The organism is Wolbachia endosymbiont of Drosophila leontia, assembly GCF_028981785.1.
GTDB classification, from domain to species: Bacteria; Pseudomonadota; Alphaproteobacteria; order Rickettsiales; family Anaplasmataceae; genus Wolbachia; species Wolbachia pipientis.
Genome location: NZ_JAPQLK010000040.1, coordinates 1 through 5,000 on the forward strand (window position 1 = coordinate 1; position 5,000 = coordinate 5,000).

The window sequence follows — 5,000 nt, forward strand, 5'->3', positions numbered from 1 at the left end:
TTTGATTTACAAAGCAAGAGTAACAAGGGAAAGAGACATTTAAAAAAAAGCCCTGGCCAGTCAAAAAGAGTAAAATATTTTTTTATATAGTAACTGCTATAAAGTACAGGAATTATGTAGGATTTTCTGCTAGTGGCTACTATAAGTGGACCACAAGAAAAATAAGCAGTAGAGAATCAGCAAATAAAGAGCTACTCGAAGCTATTCAAAAAATATATCAAGTTTCTAAATGTAGATATGGAGCTCCTAAAATTCATGCTGAATTGAAGGCTTTGGGTAAAAGTTGCAATTTGAAAACGGTGCAAAGTATTATGCAGAAAAATGACATCAGGGCTATACTGAAAAGAAAGTTTAAAATTAAAAAACAACAAACAGATAATAGAGCTGTAGCTCCCAATATACTAGATCAGAACTTTATTGTTGATCAACCAAATAAAGTATGGGATTACTTACATCAAAACCAAGGAGGGAACCCTTTCTTGGGTTAGCTATATATGCTTGACACTGAAATGATGTCACTTGTTATAGGATTCTTAGTTGCTGATTTTAGAATTGATAAGAGAAAACTTTTTTTCAACTTGTTGTATAATTTTATAAAAGTGATCGAAATCTAAGCTTGCACTGCCAATTAAAACTCCTGATAAATTTGAGATACTGAGCAAATTTTCTATATTTTCTGAACTGACTGAACCACCATATATAATGTGTTTTTTACCAGTACACAATTTTATTACCTCTATCACCTCAGTAATTGCATCATTATTTGGCGCATGACCTGTGCCTATTGCCCATATTGGCTCATATGCTACGGTATATTCACCGTGCGTTGGCAAGCGGTTTTTACATTGATATTCTATTACTTCTTTTGTTTTTTCATTCTTATAATCTTCTGAATTTTCACCTACACAGATAATTGGGTGTAAGCCTGATTCTATTGCTATTTCCGACTTAAGTTTTATTTCACTATCTTCTTCATTGGCCCTTTCAGAGTGCCCAAGTATTACGTAAGTACACCCTAGTTCTTTTAACATTTCTGCACTAATTTCACCTGTGTAAGAACCGAACTTTTTATAATGGCAATTCTGTGCTCCTATATTAATATTATTGTTCAACTCTATACTGCTTGGAAATGATGTAAAAGGAGGGCAAATTACTAATTTAGAGGTAATTTCGTTGCTCTTGTCGTTAAGTTTGCCTATAAAGTCAACAAATGAAGAACGCACTCCATTCATTTTCCAATTTGCTACTATTAAAAAGGACATCAACTTTACTTATATGAGTGAGAGTGCCGGCTGTCGGACTTGAACTGACAACCTACTGATTACAAGTCAGTTGCTCTACCAATTGAGCTAAGCCGGCGTTAAACACATTAATAATATACAATTATCAATGAATTTTAGTCAACTAATTTTTAAAATACTGTATAATGAAAATAATATGAAAAAATTTTTACTGAAACCAAAAAAGAGTCTAGGGCAAAATTTTATTTTATCGAGTGAGATAACAAAAAAAATAGTCGCTTTAGCTGGTAGTCTGGAGAATTTTAATGTCATTGAAATTGGTCCTGGATATGGTGCATTAACAAGAGAAATATTGGTGCATAATCCAAAGTCTCTACTTTCTATAGAAAAAGATAGAGATTTAGTAAAACACCATGACCAACTGCTAAATGAGCATCAAGGAAAGTATAGAATTATAGAAGCGGATGCACTGCATGTTACAGAAGAAGGGCTGATAGAGCGCCCAGTTAAAGTTATTGCTAACTTGCCTTACAATATCTCGGTAGCGTTATTTTTAAAGTGGTTAAATAGTATAAAATTTTTTACGAGTTTGACATTAATGTTTCAAAAAGAGGTAGCAGATCGCATTACAGCAAGACCCAATTCTAAAGATTATGGTTCCTTATCAGTGCTAAGCCAGTTACTATGTGATATAAAAAAGGAATTTGATATTGAACCTAAAGAGTTTTTTCCAAGACCAAAAGTACATTCTTCAGTAATTACAGTAAATCCTTTGCCTATCCCAAAATTTGCAGTAAATTTGGAAACCTTAACAAGATTAACACGTGCTGTTTTTTCTCAAAGAAGAAAGATGCTGAGAAATAGCTTGCAAAATATAACGAACCACGCTGAAACTGTCCTTGAAAACGCTAAATTGAGTGGAAATGAACGTCCAGAAAACTTAACTATTGAGCAGTTCTGTTTGCTGGCAAATAATGTAGAATGCTTATTGTGCAATAAAATGTATTAGCAACTATATAGCTTTTCTATCTCCTAAAAACAGTTAGAGCTATACAATTAAAGGCTCCTAGCTAATTTTGCCTATTGCAATTTAATTAATTGGCGTATAAGCTTTAAATAAAGCCTATGAAGAAAATGGAAGCTTGTTATTCGTTTGACGATATACTTCTTTTGCCGGCCTATTCTAATATATTGCCTTGCGATGCAGATACAAAAACTTATTTGACAAATAGTATAGAACTAAATATCCCTCTCATATCCTCTGCAATGGATACTGTTACTGAATCGGGCTTTGCAATAGCTATTGCCCAACATGGAGGGATAGGTTGCATACATAAGAATTTATCAATAGATGAACAAGTTTTAGAAGTAAGAAGGGTGAAAAAATATGAAAGTTGGATTGTGTATAACCCAATTACGATTTCACCGGATAAAACAGTTGCGGAAGCAATTTCATTAATGAGAGAGCACAATTATTCTGGCATTCCTGTAGTCGATCAACGCAAGTTAGTTGGAATTTTAACTAACCGAGATGTGAGATTTATTGAAGACCAGAACATGAATGTAAAAGTTTCCGAAGTGATGACAAAAGATAAGTTAGTGACAGTGCGGGAGCAGGGAGTGAATAGTGCCTCAGCAATGAAATTGTTGCATGAAAATAGAATAGAAAAGCTTTTGGTCGTAGATGAAAATTCTTGTTGTATAGGTTTAATTACGGTTAAAGACATTGAAAAATACAATAGATACCCAAATTCATGTAAAGACAGTAAAGGGCGTCTCAGAGTTGCCGCTGCAATTGGCACTGGTAAAAAAGATGGTATAGACAGATGTGAAGCTTTGATCGGAGAAGAAGTTGATGTAGTTGTTGTGGATACTGCTCACGGTCATTCCGAAAACGTTATCAATACCATTAGGGAAATAAAAAAGATGTATCCTAATACGCAATTAATTGGCGGAAACATTGCAACAAAGGAGGCTGCTGAAGCGTTGATTGATGCAGGTGTTGATGCAGTGAAGGTTGGAATAGGACCAGGATCAATCTGTACAACCAGAATAGTTACAGGTGTTGGTGTGCCACAATTCTCTGCAATCAAGAATGTTGCAGAGGCGTGTAGAGCAAGAAACGTCAGACTAATTGCTGATGGTGGGGTAAAATACTCAGGAGATGTTGCAAAAGCTATTGCAGCTGGTGCTGACTCTGTGATGATTGGTTCGATTTTTGCTGGCACTGACGAAAGCCCAGGTGAGATTATTATGTATAAGGGCAGAGCATATAAAGGCTATCGAGGAATGGGATCTATTAGTGCAATGAAACGAGGTTCAGCTAGCCGTTATTTTCAAGATAAAGATTCAAAACTAAAATTAGTTCCACAAGGAGTGGAAGGAAGAGTTCCATTCAAAGGTCCAGCTTCAGGAGTAATCCATCAATTGATTGGCGGATTGCAAGCTGCAATGGGGTATACTGGTAATAGGAATATAGAAGAGATGAAAAAAAATTGTAAATTTGTTACTATTACTGCATCAGGATTAAGAGAGAGTCACGCTCATGATATAGTCATTACACAAGAAGCTCCAAATTATGCTTATCAAGCGTCCAATTTGTCAACCGATTCGGAGTAGTCCAGAAAAAGTAGAGAGAAAGTTAAGACGTTTTTGGAGTAAAATAAAACGTTTTTTCAAAATATGACAAATAGAAGAGAATATACGGCAGAATTCAAATTAGAAGCTGTTAAGCTGGTTAAAGAAACAGGTCAAGCAAGTACAAAAATAGCAAAAGATCTAGGTATAGATGGTAGTATGTTAAGTAAGAAAATATGATGGAAAAATGTCTGGAGCATACGCATTTCCAGGCAAAGGCTCCTTATGACAAAGAAAGATTTGATCTAAAAAAAGAACTAACAAGAGAAAGAGACATTTTAAAAAAAGCCCTGGGCAAAGAAAAAGAGTAAAGTATTCTTTTATATAGAAATTGCTATAAAACACAGGAACTATGTAGGGTTTTGTACTGGTGGTATTGGTTGCTAAGGAAAAAAGCAGTAAAGAATTAGCAAAAGAAGGGCTTCTAGCAGATATTCAAAAAATACATCAAGCTTCTAAATGCAGATATGGAGCTCCTAAAATTCACGCTGAATTAAAAGCTTTAGGCAAAAATTAAAACAGTACAAAGTGTTATGCAAGAAAATGGCATTAAAACCAAGCTTAGACGAAGGTTCAAAAATAAAAAACAGCAAATAAGCAACCGAGTTGTGGCTCCGAACACATTGGATCAAAATTTTACTACTGATCAGCCAAATAAAGTTTGGGATTACCTACATAAAAACTAAAGAAGGTTGTTGGCGGCAATAATTGACCTATATTCACGCATGGTGGTTAATGAGTAACATGATAATTAGTTATAGATTCTTTATTGATGGCCGTTGATAAACGCAAACCCGATAAAAATCTGCTGTTACATAGCGATCAAGGGTCACAGTATACCTCTCAAAATTACCAATTTCTATTGAATACAAAAAACATCATTTCCAGCATGAGCCATAAGGGCTGTTGTTACGATAACTCTGTTGCAGAAAAGTTCACTTAAAAGGGAGCTGCTTATTGATACTTCTCGCTCAACAAACCAGAACTGCCATATTTGAATACATAGAAATCTTTTATAACAAATAACGTAGACATTCTACTATTAACTATTGCATTCCTGCACAATTTATTCTCATGATAAAAACGTCTTAACTTTCTCTCTACTTTTTCTGGGTAAGGTCA

Annotated in this window: 3 protein-coding genes, 1 tRNA gene and 2 pseudogenes; 4 read left to right on the forward strand and 2 right to left on the reverse strand. The window is 34.6% G+C overall.

Annotated elements, in window-relative coordinates:
• Positions 1-501: pseudogene (locus tag OZD63_RS01235) on the forward strand (IS3 family transposase); the annotation flags it as partial.
• 32 nt (positions 502-533) lie between these two features.
• Here the strand turns inward: OZD63_RS01235 and OZD63_RS01240 are convergent.
• Both OZD63_RS01240 and OZD63_RS01245 read right to left on the reverse strand, forming a co-directional pair.
• Entirely contained in the window at positions 534-1,262 is a 729-nt protein-coding gene (locus OZD63_RS01240) for a triosephosphate isomerase (RefSeq protein WP_274979949.1), read from the reverse strand.
• A gap of 24 nt (positions 1,263-1,286) precedes the next feature.
• Positions 1,287-1,359, reverse strand: a tRNA-Thr gene (locus tag OZD63_RS01245).
• Positions 1,360-1,437: 78 nt separating this feature from the next.
• On the opposite strand from OZD63_RS01245, the gene rsmA reads away from it, so the two are divergent.
• The 3 genes and pseudogenes from rsmA (at position 1,438) to OZD63_RS06225 (ending at position 4,904) form a co-directional block, all read left to right on the forward strand.
• Positions 1,438-2,250, forward strand: a complete 813-nt coding sequence (gene rsmA, locus OZD63_RS01250; protein ID WP_275007902.1) for a 16S rRNA (adenine(1518)-N(6)/adenine(1519)-N(6))-dimethyltransferase RsmA — start codon at positions 1,438-1,440, stop codon at positions 2,248-2,250.
• Positions 2,251-2,366: 116 nt separating this feature from the next.
• Positions 2,367-3,860: an IMP dehydrogenase gene (guaB, locus tag OZD63_RS01255; protein WP_006279746.1), complete on the forward strand. Its 1,494-nt coding sequence runs from the start codon at positions 2,367-2,369 to the stop codon at positions 3,858-3,860.
• Positions 3,861-3,923: 63 nt separating this feature from the next.
• Positions 3,924-4,904: pseudogene (locus OZD63_RS06225) on the forward strand (IS3 family transposase).
• Positions 4,905-5,000: the final 96 nt, after the last annotated feature.

What these genes read in the sequence shown, in the direction of transcription:
- guaB (WP_006279746.1), top strand. Translation starts at nt 2,367, where the DNA reads ATGAAGAAAATGGAAGCTTGTTATTCGTTTGACGATATACTTCTTTTG.
- rsmA (WP_275007902.1), top strand. Translation starts at nt 1,438, where the DNA reads ATGAAAAAATTTTTACTGAAACCAAAAAAGAGTCTAGGGCAAAATTTT.
- OZD63_RS01240 (WP_274979949.1), bottom strand. Translation starts at nt 1,262, where the DNA reads ATGTCCTTTTTAATAGTAGCAAATTGGAAAATGAATGGAGTGCGTTCT.